The sequence below is a fragment of the Bacillus sp. 5w2 genome (assembly GCF_054353775.1).
The window spans coordinates 319,508-336,574 of the sequence record NZ_JBTIWT010000004.1; the positions used below are offsets into that span (position 1 = coordinate 319,508).

General features: G+C 35.4%; 17 protein-coding genes, 1 pseudogene and 1 riboswitch. Of the genes and pseudogenes, 14 read left to right on the top strand and 4 right to left on the bottom strand.

The genetic code is table 11. The annotated features are described in order from the left end of the window. The first annotated feature begins 4 nt into the window (after window positions 1–4). Window positions 5–964: an alpha/beta hydrolase family protein gene (locus ACXY7N_RS11510; protein WP_098486231.1), complete on the top strand. Its 960-nt coding sequence runs from the start codon at window positions 5–7 to the stop codon at window positions 962–964. A 194-nt stretch (window positions 965–1,158) separates the two neighbouring features. Here ACXY7N_RS11510 and ACXY7N_RS11515 read toward each other — a convergent pair whose 3' ends face one another. From ACXY7N_RS11515 to ACXY7N_RS11525, 3 genes are all read right to left on the bottom strand, one after another. Next, the gene (locus tag ACXY7N_RS11515) at window positions 1,159–1,815 is read right to left on the bottom strand and encodes a GAP family protein (RefSeq protein ID WP_488592413.1); all 657 of its coding nucleotides are present in this window, start codon (window positions 1,813–1,815) and stop codon (window positions 1,159–1,161) included. Window positions 1,816–1,828: 13 nt separating this feature from the next. Beyond that, window positions 1,829–2,587, bottom strand: coding sequence for a MerR family transcriptional regulator (locus tag ACXY7N_RS11520; protein WP_016087055.1), 759 nt, complete (start codon window positions 2,585–2,587; stop codon window positions 1,829–1,831). 65 nt (window positions 2,588–2,652) lie between these two features. Next, a complete protein-coding gene (locus tag ACXY7N_RS11525; protein WP_016087056.1) occupies window positions 2,653–2,796 on the bottom strand; it encodes a hypothetical protein in 144 nt (47 codons plus the stop codon). Between the two features lie 353 nt (window positions 2,797–3,149). On the opposite strand from ACXY7N_RS11525, the gene ACXY7N_RS11530 reads away from it, so the two are divergent. From ACXY7N_RS11530 to ACXY7N_RS11555, 6 genes and pseudogenes are all read left to right on the top strand, one after another. Further along, window positions 3,150–3,320 (top strand): DUF4083 family protein, encoded by a 171-nt coding sequence (locus ACXY7N_RS11530; protein ID WP_016087057.1) that lies wholly within the window; start codon window positions 3,150–3,152, stop codon window positions 3,318–3,320. 186 nt (window positions 3,321–3,506) lie between these two features. Next, window positions 3,507–3,965 (top strand): DUF2262 domain-containing protein, encoded by a 459-nt coding sequence (locus tag ACXY7N_RS11535; protein ID WP_016087058.1) that lies wholly within the window; start codon window positions 3,507–3,509, stop codon window positions 3,963–3,965. 332 nt (window positions 3,966–4,297) lie between these two features. Further along, a pseudogene (locus tag ACXY7N_RS11540) lies at window positions 4,298–4,528 on the top strand (hypothetical protein); the annotation flags it as partial. Between the two features lie 216 nt (window positions 4,529–4,744). Further along, a riboswitch (purine riboswitch) is annotated at window positions 4,745–4,848 on the top strand. Between the two features lie 175 nt (window positions 4,849–5,023). Next, a complete protein-coding gene (locus tag ACXY7N_RS11545; protein ID WP_431154064.1) occupies window positions 5,024–5,905 on the top strand; it encodes a 5'-methylthioadenosine/S-adenosylhomocysteine nucleosidase in 882 nt (293 codons plus the stop codon). 212 nt (window positions 5,906–6,117) lie between these two features. Next, window positions 6,118–6,474, top strand: a complete 357-nt coding sequence (locus ACXY7N_RS11550) for a hypothetical protein (RefSeq protein ID WP_001229419.1) — start codon at window positions 6,118–6,120, stop codon at window positions 6,472–6,474. Window positions 6,475–6,921: 447 nt separating this feature from the next. Next, window positions 6,922–7,749, top strand: coding sequence for an endonuclease I family protein (locus tag ACXY7N_RS11555; RefSeq protein WP_016135002.1), 828 nt, complete (start codon window positions 6,922–6,924; stop codon window positions 7,747–7,749). A gap of 147 nt (window positions 7,750–7,896) precedes the next feature. On the opposite strand, the gene ACXY7N_RS11560 is transcribed toward ACXY7N_RS11555, so the two are convergent. Further along, a complete protein-coding gene (locus tag ACXY7N_RS11560) occupies window positions 7,897–9,327 on the bottom strand; it encodes a YfcC family protein (RefSeq protein ID WP_098413123.1) in 1,431 nt (476 codons plus the stop codon). Window positions 9,328–9,527: 200 nt separating this feature from the next. On the opposite strand from ACXY7N_RS11560, the gene rraA reads away from it, so the two are divergent. From rraA to ACXY7N_RS11595, 7 genes are all read left to right on the top strand, one after another. Continuing rightward, window positions 9,528–10,007, top strand: a complete 480-nt coding sequence (gene rraA, locus ACXY7N_RS11565) for a ribonuclease E activity regulator RraA (protein WP_016087063.1) — start codon at window positions 9,528–9,530, stop codon at window positions 10,005–10,007. Window positions 10,008–10,345: 338 nt separating this feature from the next. Beyond that, complete coding sequence (locus ACXY7N_RS11570; RefSeq protein ID WP_488592414.1) at window positions 10,346–12,070, top strand: DUF4430 domain-containing protein; 1,725 nt, start codon at window positions 10,346–10,348, stop codon at window positions 12,068–12,070. Window positions 12,071–12,127: 57 nt separating this feature from the next. Then, entirely contained in the window at window positions 12,128–12,949 is an 822-nt protein-coding gene (locus ACXY7N_RS11575) for a DUF4430 domain-containing protein (RefSeq protein ID WP_488592415.1), read from the top strand. Window positions 12,950–12,971: 22 nt separating this feature from the next. Beyond that, window positions 12,972–13,850 carry an energy-coupling factor transporter transmembrane component T gene (locus ACXY7N_RS11580; protein WP_353811131.1) on the top strand — a complete coding sequence of 293 codons (879 nt, stop codon included), beginning with the start codon at window positions 12,972–12,974 and terminating at the stop codon, window positions 13,848–13,850. Further along, window positions 13,823–15,484 carry an ABC transporter ATP-binding protein gene (locus tag ACXY7N_RS11585; protein WP_016087066.1) on the top strand — a complete coding sequence of 554 codons (1,662 nt, stop codon included), beginning with the start codon at window positions 13,823–13,825 and terminating at the stop codon, window positions 15,482–15,484. Before ACXY7N_RS11580 ends, ACXY7N_RS11585 begins: the two co-directional genes overlap by 28 nt. Further along, entirely contained in the window at window positions 15,457–16,158 is a 702-nt protein-coding gene (locus ACXY7N_RS11590) for an ECF transporter S component (protein ID WP_353811132.1), read from the top strand. Before ACXY7N_RS11585 ends, ACXY7N_RS11590 begins: the two co-directional genes overlap by 28 nt. 184 nt (window positions 16,159–16,342) lie before the next feature. Then, a complete protein-coding gene (locus ACXY7N_RS11595) occupies window positions 16,343–17,065 on the top strand; it encodes a YwiC-like family protein (RefSeq protein ID WP_353811133.1) in 723 nt (240 codons plus the stop codon). Window positions 17,066–17,067 lie beyond the last annotated feature (2 nt).

Consider the following 17,067-nt stretch of genomic DNA (forward strand, 5'->3'; position numbering starts at 1 on the left):
AATTATGGCTTTTGACGAATGTGAAGTAGCGATAAATAGTGAATTTACCTTGCTCGGTACGATTACTAAACCGAAAGCTGACGGGAAGTATGCTGCGGTTGTCATTATTGCTGGATCTGGAGAGATTGATCGTGATGGAACGATATTACCGCTAAAGCTTGCGGCGAATATATATAAAGATTTAGCACATATAATGGCGAGGCTTGGAGTAGTGACGCTCCGTTTTGATAAGCGCGGAGTAGGAAAGAGTGAGGGAGAATTTCTGAAGACTGGAATGTGGGATTTAGTTAGTGATATAGAGGCTACGATTATGTATTTAAAAGAACAACCATTTGTTGATCCGGAAAATATCATTTTAGCTGGTCATAGTGAAGGATGTATGTTAGCGACGGTAGTAAACGCAAGAACACCAGTTAAGGGGCTCTTATTACTTACGGGAGCTGCGGAATCATTAGAAGAAGCTACGAAAAGACAAAGGGAGATTATTTATAAGGAGTTAAAAGAGCAAAAAGGAATAAAAGGAAAGTTAATGCGTCTTCTCAATATTGAGAAACGAGGAGAAAAGCAGGCACAAAAGGCAACAGAGAAAATGATAAACTCCAAAAAAGATATTGTGAAAATTGGTTTTAAGCCAATGAATGCAAAGTGGTTTAGAGAGCATTTTCAGCATGATATTTATAAAGATTTACAACAAGTAACATGTCCAGTACTAGCAATTGCTGGTGATAAAGACTTTCAGGCAAATCCTGAAAAAGCGAAGAGAATTGGTGATTATGTGAAAGGTGATTCAGCAGTACATGTAATAAAAAATATGGATCATACCTTGAAATATTTCGAAGGTGATTTTAAAGCGTTGGAATTTAAAAAGATTTATGTGGAAGGAGCAGATAAGCCACTTCATCCGCAGCTGGAAGAAATAATTACGAATTGGATGAATACGAATTTTATCCTGCATCAAAATTAGATGAATATGAGGAAGAGGGAAGGGAGAGTAACTGCCTGTAAAAGAAGGATTGGTATGGCCTGAGCCTGTAAGTGTAAGTTCTTCTACATTAGTAATTTCAAGCATAATAATCCCTTCCTTATTGTAAATACTCTAATTCGTTTAACATTACTTTTGAGCTAATAAGATCTTTTCTAATACTTTGGTAAAACACCCTATAAATAATCCAGGCTATTTAATATTAGGAGGAGGCCAACTATACACATAATCCATGACAGAGCTGATCCTGTACTATTAGCGATTTTCATTCGAAGTCTCTCGAGGAGTTTTTGCATCCATCGGCCAAATAGGAGATAGAAGAGAAACAGCACGAGAGAGGGCAGTATCATAATAAAGTTGTATCCTGCTAAAATAGAAGACCATTCTATCCATGATAGATTAGAAGTAGTAAGTATGCCAATTGCTGCAAAATAAGGAAATGCAGTCCCCGCTTCAATTAATGTAGTAGTGAATCCTAGCGCAATCATTGAAAAAATACTTTTTGATTTTGGGGAAGGGATCTCTAAAGTTTTCTTAGGTGGAATATAAAAGCTTGCGATGAATAATATGACTCCAATAATAAAGAACGACCAGCTTACGATTCGGTTTTGAAATACGCCAGAAATAAACTTAAACAAAAAATCTAATCCTAACATGAGTGAAACTCCAACAGCAAAATAACATCCTGCTACCATGAATAAATAAACGAATAAACGTTTCGTAAGATTCTCTTTATCTGTTAAAAGTAGATATATTGTTACTCCTATTGTAGTAGGGCTTAGCGTGTCCAATATGGCCAATCCGCCTATTAGGAGAAGTTGTTCTGTACCCATCGCTCGTGCCCCCTTATTTCGGCTTAGGATTATTCTTTTCAATCATGAAAATGGCATATGCTTCGTTCATAAACTGAAGCACATCTTGATCAATTGGATATAAATTCAGCTTCTCTGATTGTTTTGGAGACATCCGTATCTCCCAAAGTTTATCTATAAATTCATCCTCACCTTCAAATTCTTCTAAGCGTTTTTCCTCCATTCTTCTTATGATATTTTGGACTTTCGTTGCTTTTGGTCCGTCCTTCATATAACGCTTTAACTGACCTATGAGAGCAATCCATTCAAGTGAATTAGAACAGTCACTTGCCATTTTAGGAACCTTTGACAATAGTTGTATCTCTTTTTCTTTAAATACAGATTCGCGATAATACTGTTGTATCTCTTTATCTTTGCTGGATAATTGCATGATCTTCTGAATCGCGATCCAGCTTTCTTCTCCTTCTATCGCAATTCCATTTATCATTTCCCGTAAGGATAATTCTATTTTCTTTAAATTTTCCTGCTCATTTATTACATAAGATAATTGACTCTTTAAACTATCCGACCAATCCCACTTATTGAAGTCGAGCATATGTTTAATCTCTTGTAACGGAAATCCAACCTTTTTTAAAAATTGAACCTGCTGAAGTTTTTTTATTTCTTCATTTGTATATAAACGATGGCCACCCTCTGTTTTGGATGCTGGTTTTAATAATCCGATTTTATCGTAATAACGCAGTGTCCTTACTGTAACGCCTGTTAGTTCTCCCACTTTATTAATGTGTATCAACTGATAAACCTACCTTTCTGTACGTTGAGATTCTATCGTTAACGATTATTTTCTTCATTCCACATCTATTCTTCTTTACTAAAAAAAATTTTAAGTAAGTAGCCTGCTCCTAATCCAATCAGTGCACCAGGAAATGCATGATCCAGTGATAGTCCAATACCTGCACCTATAATGACACATCCATAAATAATAATATCGCCCTGTTTCATCTGAAAACCTCCTATTTTTCTAATTTCTTTTATGAAATTGCTAAATAGTAGCTACTTAACAGTATATAAAATGACCCAACGTCAACTTCAAGTGTTTTTGACTTTTTATTAATAAATGTCTCCCGCTATTTGCCGGGCAGTAAGATTTACGCATCAAAATTAGGCAGATTTGAGGAGAGTGGAAGGGAGAGCGATGACCTGTAGAAGACCTGTGTGTTAATAATAAGAGGTGTGGAAATGTATTAGCATCAATGAGACATTATGTTAACGTATCATGAATAACTGATACAATCGAAATTACGCAACAAATCACATCTTCCGGATGGTATAATAAGGAAAAAGGGGTTTGGATAATGTTTTTAGGAACTAGTATTTATTACGCCATCACCGCATTGATTATCGGTGTATTGTTGGGAGGAATTATACGTATAATTTTGCATACTAGTAATCGCAAAAAGCAAAGTCCAGTTGAGCAAAAGTTAGATAGGATTATTCAATTGTTAGAAAAACAAAATAAGGATTGACCCTCTCCCAAAACGGGAGGGGGTTGCTGTTTTATCGGCAGAGGGGTGAAGTATAGGATACTTCACTGCAATTCAATTAAAGTTTTACTTTCTCCATAATGCAGGTTTTATATAATATGAAAGTCAACGCTATAACTACTTAAAATATAACAGTATCTCTTTCACATATAGAAAGGAAATGAAATCATGGAAAAATCAATAAAAAGTGAATTGATTGGAATGTTTATCTTTAATGAAACTTTTCATACATATGAACAAAACGAAGGAGAAGTACATTGGGAATTGGATATTAGAAATGAACGTGTACATGTACATGAAATGATGAAAAGAGCAGAAAAGCTTTATGTATGTTTAGAGGAATTTGATAAAAAAGCTAAGGTCGCTATAGCGGAAGAATTAATAGAGTATAAAAATGATTTTTGGCCTGAATATGATGAGAATGATGAACATTTAGATTGGGATGCTGTAGATGCAGGAGAATATGATATGACGAAAGAAACATTTGAGCGGTCTATTACTCTGATGGACATTGTAATGAGAGAAAATGATATATATTGCGAATATAATGATGGAGATTTATTTGGTGGACATAGAATCCATGCTTCTTTTGACAATGAGTACAATTTATTAGCTGCAGAGATTTAGTTTTGAGCGATGAAAATGAAAAGGATTGATTACTATAATCAATCCTTTTTGTCATTATTATAAGATAACGGTGAAATACTAGGTAGAGAGTTGCATAGTGTTAACGTATTATCCGAAAGGAGTCTCCTTCCTGGGGCGTGTGAAAGGCGATAGTCTAGCGGTAGGTGGGAGATGAATTTCGGTTTGGTTTAGCCAAACATTTGGTGTTCCTATTTATTTCGCCCCTCATATAATCCGTCTTATAAGAGGTAACGTTTGGTATAACAATGAAAGTAGATAATAATCTTGTAGTGTTCAGGTTTTGTAATTACCGTCATAGCTTATGGGAAATGAAGCGAATTGGTCATTATGTGAAGGGTGATTCAGCAGTACATGTAATAAAAAATATGGATCATAGTTTAAAAAGTTTTGAAAGAGATTTTAAAGTATTAGAGCTTCAAAAGAACTATAAAGAGGGAGCGGGAAAGCCACTTCACCCGATGCTAGAAGAAATAATTGTGAATTGGATAGAGGCGCATTTTATCTCGCAATACGAGAGGAATAAGACTTCCAACTCAATATAAGGTGGAAGTGAGGAAAATCAATTGTTGATATACGCTCGGTTGTTGTAGGTGAATCTAGTTTAGTATTTGCGTTGTAAGTTTTTTGTGTTTTTATCCCCTGTATAATGAAAAAACCTATTGGTTTTAGTTTTAAAAACGAACGTTTTAGACATTTTTGATAAAAATGTTCACATTTAGATTGCGTGTACAATAAAAGTTTGATATATTACCAATATAATAATTTTACACATCATCACTCGTATATACTCGGTAATATGGTCCGAGCGTTTCTACCTAGTTCCCAATGAAAGAACTGGACTACGGGTTAAAGTATTCGGCCGTGCTGTTCAATGAGCGCTACCGATCTATAATTTGGCAATTGTTTTATCTTTTGCTTAATTAACTTTGACTACCGTAGTTCTAGAAAGTAGAGATTTTTCTACAATTTCTAGAACTTTTTTGTTTGGACCAAAAGCATCGAGTATAGAAAACAACAAGAGAAAGAGGAGATTATTTATGAAGAACAATATGCTGAAAAAGTGTGCGGCGCTAGTAACTACTACGGTATTGTCATTCTCAATACTTGCGGGGTGTAATGCAAGTCCAAAACAAGTAGTAGAGGCAAAAAATAATCAACAACCAATCTTAATTCAAGGGCCAATGCCGATAGAGGCTGAGAAGTTTGCCAAAAGGTTAAAAAATGTGAAGGAAGAAAAGTCTGGAACTTTTACATTTTATAAAGGCACTGTCGACAATTATCCTGTAATTGTTGCGAAAACAGGTAAAGGAATGGAAAATACAGCAGCCGCTACAGCAGTGGCTATTGAAAAATATAAGCCTATAGCGATTATTAACCAAGGAACATCAGGTGGACATGATCCTAATTTACATGTATTTGATATTGTTTTAGGAAAAAAAGTCGCGAATATAGGTTCATTAAAAACAACAAATATGGATGAGAATCAAGGGATTGAACCGACAAAATGGATTTCAATGGACTTAATGGCTTCTGAAGGAAGTGCAGGAGAAGATCCAAATGCTGAGAAAATCCGATACTACGAAGGAGATAAGGATTTACTTGCAGCAGCTAATGCGGTAAAAGATAAATATACAAAAGGTAAAGTGGTTGAAGGGACTATAGGTTCAGCAGATCTTTGGAATAATGAAGTGGATAGAATTAAGTGGTTCCATACAAAATACGGTACATCTGTAGAAGAAATGGAAGGCGCTGCAGCAGCGCAAATCGCAAAAGCTTATGACGTACCATTTTTAGGGATTCGAGTATTATCAAACAATAAAACAAACGGCGGAAAATACAATCCAAATACAGCGGCGGCAAATCAAGAATATGTATATGAAGTAGTTAAAAAGTATATAGATTCGATGCAAAATAAATAGTAGTAGTTCTGTCCCAACATAAACGTCAAGTAACTTTAAAAGTTTCCGAGATTGATGAACTTATCTTAGGAATGGTAGTTGAAAAAGAAAAGCTTGTTTCTTATAAAAAATATAAGAAACAAGCTTTTTTATTTGAAATAAATTGGGTAATTAAACTATAACATCAATGTGTATCATTGAATATCATAATAATATAATGGGGGTGATGTTATATGGCTCTTACTACAGGACCAATTGAAAACGTAGGAAATCAACCTGCTAATGCAAATAGAGTTAGGGTGAAGATCCTTAACCGTACTGCGGGCCCACTTACTGGAGTAGCTAGAGTTTTTAGACTTGACGGTTCATTAGCATTAATTGAACAGGTAAACTTCAATGTGAATTCTAATGCTTCTACTTTTGCAACTCTAAGTTTAGTTCATCCTGCTTTTGGACAAGCATTTGAATATGAAGTTCAAATTGTTCCTAATCAACCTGGTGGACTATATAGTGTTTATGGACTAACAGCTGAAAGTGTTATCATTACTGCACAACGTGTTGTGAACTCAGAATTGACACAGTTTCTCTAATTAAAATAGATTGGTGCCTACATGGTATCCAATCTATTTTTGTACTTATTCTTCAGAGGAAGAAGGGTTTTACACCAAAAAATAAAGACAATTATAGAAAAAGGAAAAGTCGAACTATCATCTTAATTTTTATTCAAAATGTTTTTTGAACGATTTATCAAATATGCATAATTGCATAAAAAAATTGAAATATATAAGTTAACATTAAACTACTTTTTAATTGTAAGGAATATTTTAATAATCTTTACTAGAGAAGGATATTCCTTGTGAAAAGTGAAATTGCTTGAAAAGTAGATAAACCAAAGTGGGGAAATGATACAGACTCAATAGAGTTTTTGTATTAAATAAAAAGAAAAGGGTGGGTATGGCTTTCTAAAAGTTTTGGGGGGATAGAAAGTTCTTTTTAGTTAATAGCTTCAAATTATATTTTAAAGGGGAAATGGGTATATGAAGTTTCGGAATACAAAGCTTGCTATGGTTACACTATCTTCATTTTTTATTTTAGGTACTGCATCTCTATCATTCACAGATATCATACACGGTGAAGTAGCTTCTGCATCACCACAAGAGATTACTGTAAAAAGCTATGACGATACATATTATAATAATGCAATAGGAAAAACGGGTTTAGAATTAAAGAAGGAACTTCATAATATTATTGATGATCATACAAAGTTATCATACAGTGCGGTTTGGGAAGCGCTAAGAGATACTGATGAAGATCCAAATAATAAAAACAATGTGATACTCTTATATACTGGGCGTTCGCAAGGGAAACTTACGAATGGTTCAGGAGTGGATAATTGGAATCGAGAGCATGTTTGGGCAAAATCACACGGTGATTTTGGCACGACTGCAGGAGCTGGAACAGATTTGCATCATTTAAGAGCGACGGATGTATCTGTAAATAGTTCACGTGGAAATCTGGATTTTGATAATGGTGGCGTGAATCATTCGGAAGCGACAGAATGTAAATATGATAGTGATTCTTGGGAGCCTCGTGATAGTGTAAAAGGAGATATCGCTAGAATGCTATTTTACATGGCTGTTCGTTATGAAGGAGACAATGGGGAAATAGACTTAGAATTAAATGAAAAGGTGAATAACAATAAAGATCCATACATGGGCAAACTATCCGTTTTACTAAAATGGAATGAACAAGACCCGGTAGATGATTTAGAGCGAAAGCGTAATGAAGTGATTTTTACGAAATATCAACATAATCGTAATCCTTTTATTGATCATCCGGAATGGGTAAATAAAATTTGGAACTAAAATACTTAAAGGTATTTTACTTTGAGAGAAGGGATTGATCACTATGATCAATCCCTATTTATATCTATACTAGAATAAGTGATTTTTATAGGATTGGAGAGGGGAATAGAATAGATATTTTATCAAGTTAAGTATAATATGAGTCTTTTAATAAGGTCCCCACTCAATATTCACGCCAACAATAAGAAAAATAAGTCCGATGATAAACCAGATGAATGCAAGAGGAGCCATAAACCGAATCCATTTTCCGTAAGAAATGCCGCTCGCTGCGAGTACGCCCATTAAAACACCGGAAGTTGGATTGAGGCAGTTTACCACACCTTCGCCGAGCATAACAGCTTGTACTGTAACTTGGCGTGTAATGTGCATGAAATCAGCTAATGGAGCTAATATCGGAATGAAAATAACAGATTCTCCTGTCCCGGATGAAATGAGGAAATGTAATGCGGCACTACTTACATACATACCGATAACGCCAAATATAGGGCTATGTCCTTCGAGAGACTGTGCGAGTTGATTCACAATTGTATCAAGTAATTTGCCTTGTTCTAGAATGACTGAAATACAACGAGCCATTCCGACGATCAAAGCGCCGTATATGAGATTTTGACAGCCTGCTAGAAAAGTAGAAGCGATATCGTTTGCTTTCATACCACCTATTATTCCCGCTGTAATTGCGATAAAAATAAAAGTAGCGGTCATTTCGGCGTCTGTCCAATGTAGACGAAAAGCACCTATTAAAAATACAAGTAATGATAAAGCTGAAACGAGTAAAATTAATTTATGACGTATTGTCCAAGGAACTTCTGTTTTCTCTATTTTTTTCTCACTTGAAAGAGCATTACTTGGAAACCAGTTGTCACCGAGAATGCTTCCTTTATTCGATTTCTTTAAACGTTTTACGTACCAATTAATATATAAAATGGTAGCAATTAAAAAAGAGATATAAATTGCCGTGCGTAAACCAATCCCCGAAAACATCGGAAGTTCTGCAATTTTTTGTGAAATGCCTAAAGGTGAGGGAGATAGAATAGTAGCATTAAAACCGGCATAAGTGCCTAAATAAATAATTGCTACGCCGACGATAGCGTCCCATTTTAATGTACGTGCAACGATGATGCCGATGGGGATAAAGCCAATAACTGAGTTAACGATAATACCAGTCGTTCCGAGAATAGAAAAGAGTGCGGCGACAATGCAAATGAAAAGTAATTGCTGATTACGAAATTTGTTAATCACATGATAGATTAAACCGTCAAGAGCACCTGTTTTTTCAAGAATGGCAATAGCTCCACCTGTAAATAAAATTAAAAAGATGATAGGAGCAGCAAGGGTCATTCCTTTTTCAATAGCGGTAAAAAAAGAAACAAATCCTACCGGCGATTGTGGAACAGAATGATAACTTCCTGGTATTGTCGTTGTAACAGTCCCGTTTGTAACTCTTTTAAACTCTCCAGCAGGAACGAAATATGTAGCTATTGCACAAAGTAAGGCAATAAAAAATAGTAGTACGTACGCGTCAGGCATTTTAAATTTTCGTTTACGCGGCTGTTTTTTTGCCTCAGTCTGTAATTGCATAAAACTCCTCCTTTTTCACTTGGTTAATTTTTAATATTCTGAAACTTATCTGTGAAATCGATTATAATAAAGGTTGCTTCCTAAGGCAATAGTTTTTCTGTCCTTTTTCTGCACATACAAATTCTTGCAACATTAGACAGGGAAACGAAAATAATCCAAGAATATGTTATATAGAAAGAATAAGGAAAAGAGGGAAAAAGATGTGGAAAACTACGGATCTATGTGATGAGTTTGAAAATGAATTGCAAATATGTCGCCAGTCTTTTCGGTCTTTTGGGAAGAAAGAACAATTCCACGGGAAAATTGCAACGGTAAAAGTGAAGGATGATAATGTACTAGTGAAGGAAGGATTGCAAACACTACCAGAAGGAACGGTATTAGTTGTTGATGGCGGAGCATCTACGAATTGTGCGTTACTTGGTGATAATTTGGCAGCTATTGCGGAGGAAAGAAAGCTAGCAGGAATTATTGTATATGGTTATGTTCGTGATTCTAGTGAACTAAAGAATATGAATATAGGTATTTTAGCGTTAGGGACATTACCAAATAGAAGTGTAAAAGAAGGGAAAGGAGAACGAAATATTTCATTGCAATTTGGACAAGTAGAATGGAAGCCGAATGAATATGTGTATGCGGATGAAGATGGCGTCATTATTAGTGAAAAGAGTTTGCATCGTTAAAGGCTAGTAAGTTACTATTCTTAGAAAATAAATCCGATAAAGCATGGACAAAATTCTTTGTCAATAGTAAAATAATACAGAAATTTATAATTTACAGAATGTATAGGTTTATCGTTTTACGATAACTGAAATGGAAGTAAGAAGTGCCTAGAAAAGTGAATGTTATCGCAATGATACGTTCATAAACAAAATTATTTTTCCTATACAAATATAGCCGCGCATGATGCGGGTAGGAGGTGTTGCACAGTTTGTTCGACACTTACAAAAAAAGAGTGTCAATTGCACGCCCTTGAAGGGCCTTTTTTTGTGTGAATAGTAGTAAGGGAGGAAATTTTGGGATGGCAATGTTAAAAAAATGGCTGCTTACGTCGTTAATGGCAGTTACACTTGTATTTGTTTCTTTTGCGAATACAGTACATATTACGTTTGCTGAAGGAAATACAGCAAAACTTGCAATTATTGGTGAATCACAAAAGGGCATTATGTTATGTCCGAAAGAAGAGCAAATTACAGATGGGGAAACAGCTTTAAGTTTGCTGCAAAAAGTCATGGGGGACAAAGTAACAGCAGAGACGATGTCGTTTGGAACGTATGTTAAAGGCATTGACGGCTTAATGGCTGGGGACACAAGCGGCTGGTTGTATGATGTAAATGATAAATCTGCAGAAGTTGGAGCAGATAGTTATAAATTAAAGTCTGGAGATGTTGTTGTCTTTCGTTTTGTTGCAGACTGGAGCAATATGAGCCAGGAAACATTACAGCAAACATTAGATAAATTTGGTACTTGTAAAACTGTAGAAGAACCAAAGACAGATGACCCAAAACCAGAAGAACCAAAAACAGATGATCCAAAAACGGATGATCCAAAACAAGAAAAACCAGAAGAACCAAAAACAAATGATGAAAAGATAGAACAACCAAAGCAAGAGAACATTCAAGTTCCAGCAGCGAAAGTAAATGACGCGATCTCTAAGACATCTGAAAAGATGTTACAAGATGGAATTGAAAGTGATTGGGTAGCTTTAGGCCTTTCTCTTTCTGGAAAGAATGTTCCAATTGAGGCGAAATTAAATTATGTTAAGTCAGTAACTGAAAAAGTAGAAAAGCGCATTAACCGTTTTTCAGCGACAGATTTAGCTAGAACGATTATTATGATGAATGCAATGCAAGCAGACCCTACAAAGGTTGGCGAACATAATTTAGTTCAAAAATTGTATGAATCAGATAAAGTAAATTCTGTTACAGGTTATACATTTGCTTTACTTGCATTTGATACGAAGAAATATGAAGTGCCAGTGAATTCAAAATGGAATCGAGTTGCTTTAGTAGATGCGCTTTTAAACTCACAGCATACAGATGGCGGCTGGACTTACGATAGCGCAAGCAGTAAAGACAGTGCTAGTAGCGTTGATGTAACAGGTATGGTTTTATCAGCATTAGCTCCATATCAAGATCGACCAGATGTGAAGACAACTGTAGAAAAAGCTGTTGCCTATTTATATAAAGAGCAACTAGAAAATGGTGGTTTTTCTGCTGATGGACAAGAAAACTCTAATAGTGTTGCGCAAGCAATTATTGGACTATCACTTGTGAAAGATGTAGATCAAAACCGTCTACATAAGGCAGTGCAAAATCTACTGTCATATCAACTTCCAAATGGTGAATTCAAATGGTTACCAAGTGATCAAAACGGTAGCGGAATGGCTACAGAGCAAGCGTTATTAGCACTACTTCAGTTTAAAGATCTTGAAAAATCGATTTATGACTGGTCAAATGTATCTGTTCCTGAAATCGATACGAAACCAAATGTGGATTCAGAAAATGTTGTAGTAGAAAAAGAAGTTATTGAACAACCAGAAGAACAAAAGCAAGTACAACAAGAAACGAGAGATGACACTCTAAAAGTTGTTGTCGATAACGAACCGGTTAAAAATAAAAAATCCGGAAATGGTAGCACGTTACCAAAAACAGGAGCATCTTCTCATAGTGCAGCTACAGAAGTAGGTATGGGTGTATTATGTATAGCTTCTGCATATGTATTATGGAGACGTAAAGCAGCTTAACAAAAATTAGGAGCAATCATTTGCTCCTAATTTTTAATATGAAAGGTGAGAGACAACATGAGTAAGATAAAATGGATCATTTCTTTAATGCTTTCACTTGGGTTACTTGCCGGATGTGAAGAAGCAGCTGTAAAGCCTGAGAAGAAAGTAGAACCAAAGCAAGAAGAGGTAGCAAAACAAGAAGAGAAAAAAGATGAAGCGAAACCGGAAGAAAAACCGGAGGAGAAACAAGCTGAACAAGAGCAAAATAAGCAAGACGACCAGAAAGAGAAACAAGAACAAAAAGTAGAAGAGAAGCCGAAAGAAGAAAAAACACAGGCACAACCGGAAGTAAAGAAAGAAGAGAAACCGCAGGAACAGCCTGCTACTAAGCAACCAGAACAGCAAAAAGCACAAGAAGAGAAACAGCAACAACCGAAAGCGCAAGAAGTAAAAGAAGAAGCGAAGGTTGTGAATCAGCCGAAAGAAACACCGAAGCAGGAGCAAAAAGAAGATCCGAATAAAGGTGGAAACGAAGTTACTCTTCCAACACCACCGAAACCAGTGCCACCTAATCCGCCAGAACCACCAAAACCACAAGCAAAACAAGTTACGATCTCAGTAAAAGGTAATGAAGGATACTTATTAGGTGCGAAAAAGATGGATGTACAAGAAGGCGATACAGTGTATAAAGTATTGCAACGTACAGGTTTAGATGTGGATGCGAGTGGATCTAAAGGCGATGTTTATGTAAAAGGGATTAATGATTTATATGAAAAAGATATTACAGCTACTAGTGGATGGAAATATCGTGTGAACGGTGCGTTTCCAAACCATAGTGCAGGTGTAGTAACAGTTAAACCAGGAGATACAATCGAGTGGGTGTATGTATTAAAATAAGAAAGGCATTCGGTAAAGGACTATGAAAATAAGTTTTTCTTCTTTACATCCTTTTGTGAATTTTTTCTATTATATCGGGGTGATGATACTATGTATGATGTGTCTTCATCCTCTTTTTTTAATTGGGGCAATTCTATTAATCGTTATAATCAATGTGATGCAAGGGAATAGCGAAAAGATAAGAAAGATGTTACCGAGCACAATCGTTTTCTTTTTTATGGTCATTTTATTTAATTCGTTATTAACGCATAGAGGCCGAACTACATTATTTTGGTTAGGTGATAGCCGTATTAAGCTTGAGGCGATTATGTTCGGACTAGTAATGGGGTTATTATTAGTTGCGATTATGTTTACGTTTGCTTCGTATAATGATATTATTTCAAGTCATAAATTTTTATATTTGTTTTCTAGAATTTCACCGAAAGTAGCATTGTTAACGATGATTACGGTGAGGTTTGTTCCATTGTTTATGAGGCGATTACAGAAAATAACATTCGTCCAAAAGACAAAAGGTATACAAGTAGATGCAGGTTCCATTGTGGAACGGGTGAAAAACGGTATGCAATTGCTACAAGTATTATTAATTTGTTCATTAGAAGATGCGCTGCAAACAGCAGATTCTATGCAAGCCCGTGGATTTGGTGTAACGAAGCGTACGACATATATTCGGTATAGAATGGAAAGACGAGATTGGTGTACGCTCAGTTATTTAAGTATTCTACTTATCATTGCTATTATATGTAATACGTATGGCGGGGGAAAGCTAATCATTTATCCGAAAGTCGAATCTATTCTATTTCAGCAATACGATGGAGTGATGTTCGGAGTATTTATGATGTTTATTAGTCTACCAATTATAATGGAAGGAAAGGAATGGATATGGTGGCGCATGCAGAAATAAACAATTTATCATTTGTATATGCTGATGAGAACGAATATGCGTTACAGCATATTTCTCTTTCTATTCAAAAAGGAGAGTTTATTGCACTTGCTGGAGGGTCAGGCTCTGGAAAGACGACTTTATTGAAACATTTTAAAAAGGAATTACTTCCAATCGGTACACGTTCAGGAGAAATTTTTTATGAGGACGTTTTATTAGAGGAAGTACCTGATTTATTATCTGCACAAGAAATTGGTATGGTATTTCAAAATCCAGAAAATCAGCTCGTAATGGATACGGTCATTCAAGAATTAGCATTTTCTTTAGAAAATATCGGGTTACCATCACAGATTATTCAAAAACGAATAGCAGAGCTTATTAGCTTCTTAGGATTTCAAGATTTATTGCACCAATCTGTTCATACGTTATCTGGCGGGCAAAAGCAGCTCGTCAATTTAGCTGCGGTATTAGTTATGCAGCCAAAACTATTATTATTAGATGAACCGACGGCGCAGTTAGATCCAATTGCAGCGAAAGAGTTTTTAGGATTGTTAAAACGTATTAACGAAGAACTTGGCATTACGATTGTTTTAAGTGAACATCGTTTAGATGAAGTGATACCACTTGCAACACGCGTTATTTGTATGAATAATGGTCAAATCGTGTATGATGGCAGCCCTAAAACGGTTATAGCGAACATGTGGGAAGTTGAAAAGTTCCGTCCATTTATTCCGCAAATTCCAAGATTGTTTTTAGAATGGAATGTAGAAGATATTCCGTTTACAGTGCGAGAAGCGCAAATGAAACTGAATAACTTTTCAGAGATATCATATGTGAATGAGCCAGTAGCAAAAAGTGAAAAACACGAAGTTATTTTAAGTGCAGAGCATATTTCGTTTCAATATGAAAAAAATAGTCCACTTATTTTACGAGACTTAACCGTATCGATTGAAAAAGGAAAATGGGTAGCTCTCGTTGGAAAAAACGGTACCGGGAAGTCCACGCTTTTGACGATTTTAGCGGGATTGCAAAAAGCGAGAAGAGGGAAAGTAAAGTGGAATGGGAAAGTGATACATAAAATTGATTCGAAAGAACGATTTAAAAGTATCGGGTATGTATCACAGCATCCGTATTATCATTTTACATTTGATACAGTGTGGGAAGAAGTGTATGAACGTGCACGCGAGTTATACGGAGAACAAGGAAAAGAAATAGCAGAAGATATGTTGAAGAAGTTTTGGTTGTGCTCGCTTAAAGAACGCCATCCGCATGATTGTAGCGGGGGAGAGCAACAACTACTTGCGTTATGTACAACGTTATTATCAAAGCCGACTTTATTATTACTTGATGAACCGACAAAGGGATTAGATCCGTGGAAAAAAGAAAGAGTAGGAGAGGTATTTAGAAAGCTACAAAAAGAAGGTACAACAATTGTAATGGCAACGCATGATATTGAGTTTGCAGCGAAATACGTTGATCAATGTATGATGTTATTTGACGGAGCAGTCATTATGAATGATACACCGAAAGAATTTTTTAGTGGCAACTTCTTTTATACAACCTCTATTAATCGATTTATTCGAAAAGAGTTACCATATGCATTAACGTGGGAGGATGTGTACGAAGCGTGTCCAAACGATATGTTGCATTCATAATATGTATTTTTGCAGTAATAATAGGCACATTACTCTTTACTACACTTATCATGGACGGTTATTACATGTTAAGTAGTTTGTTTTTATTAGTTGTTATTATGTTACCGTTTTATATCCGCTTTGAAAGAAAGGCTTTTGTTTCACGTGAAATTGTACTCGTTGCTGTGTTAGCGGCAATTGCAGCAGTTAGCCGCGTACCATTTTCGATATTGCCAAGTGTACAACCGACTTCATTTGTCATTATCGTTTCTGCAATTGTGTTTGGGAGTGAAACTGGTTTTATGATTGGTGCAACAGCGGCTATCGTATCTAACATTTTTTTAGGACAAGGTCCGTGGACGCCGTGGCAAATGTTTTCGTGGGGTATGATTGGTTTTATAGCTGGATTATTACGTAATACATTTTTAATGAAAAAGTTATGGGGAAGACTTCTATACGGATTGTTTGTTGGATTTTTATTTGGCTGGATTATGAACTTCTGGGGGCTTCTCGGTTTCATACGTGAGGCAACGTGGGAAGCTGTCATTTCGTATTATATCGCAAGTTTTTATTTCGATTTGAGCCATGCGATTTCGAATGTTGTTTTCTTACTATTATTTAGTACGTCTTGGATTACGATTCTTACAAGATTTAAAAAGAAATATGGCATATTAGAAAAGCATAACATGGCATAGAAAAGCATACTCATATAAGGTAGGGTCGCGACTTACATATTCGTTTGCCTCTTTCATGCTTCTTACATATTGTAAGGAGCATTTTTTATTGTCAAAAAATCGATTCAATATATATCCGTTATTATATAAAATTATTTGTATAATAGTAGGTGAGAGTTATTTTCAAAAGGGAGGTGTATAGTTAATGAAGTTAGTTATTCCGAAGCAACACGGTGCATGGGCTATGCTCGTTATACCATTTCTAGTAAGTGTTATTCTTGGGAAACCTACTATGTATCATATTCCATTGTTTTTAGCTTGGTTCTTTATCTATTTAGCTACGTATCCATTTCTTATGTACATAAAGCAAAGACGAAAAAAAGAGTTGTTACATGCTGCAATTGTATATTTTATCATCGCGTTCGTATTTGGAATGATTTCTCTATTATATGAATGGCGCATCCTTTTATTCGTAGCAGTAATGATTCCATTATTTATTGTAAATATGTATTACGCTCGTCAAAAGAATGAAAGAGCGTTACTAAATGACATTAGTGCGATTATTGTTTTCTGTATTGGCGGTTTAGTTAGTTATTATTTTTCAATGAAACTTATAGATAAAACAGCACTATTTATTGCACTTATATCATTTTTATATTTTTTAGGAAGTACGTTTTATGTGAAAACGATGATACGTGAGAAAAATAACCCGAAGTATCGTTTTATATCTTGGGGTTATCATATTGTATTAACAATCATTGTATTTGCTATGAATCCGTGGTGTTCTCTTATTTTTATACCAAGTGTCATGCGAGCAATTATGTTGTACGGTAAAAAAATTTCTATTATAAAAGTAGGTATTTTAGAAATTGCTAATTCTGTATATTTTTTAATCATAACGGTAATAATTATGAAGTATGCCATTTGAAA